A 229-nucleotide genomic window follows, 5' to 3' on the forward strand; every position below is an offset into this window, starting at 1 on the left:
TGTATATGTTTCAGACTTATTAAGAACACAGCAAACGTTTGAACATATTTTTCCATATGACATTGCATCAACGACTACCCCTCTATTAAGAGAACGTTCACTTGGCGTATTTGAGGGTGAATATAAAGATGAAATCAGTGCGAATCCGAAATATGAAAAATATTTCAATGATCCAAACTTTAAAGACTTTCGTCATAGTTTTTCACAAAAAGCGCCTGAAGGAGAAAGT

The 229-nt window shown here is 34.1% G+C and carries 1 protein-coding gene; it reads left to right on the forward strand.

All coding sequences use genetic code 11. The features are described 5' to 3' along the window. Window positions 1-229: histidine phosphatase family protein (locus ACVA6Q_RS25015; RefSeq protein ID WP_446649278.1), on the forward strand; the 229-nt coding region annotated here is incomplete at both ends.

The organism is Vibrio sp. DNB22_10_4, assembly GCF_052879755.1.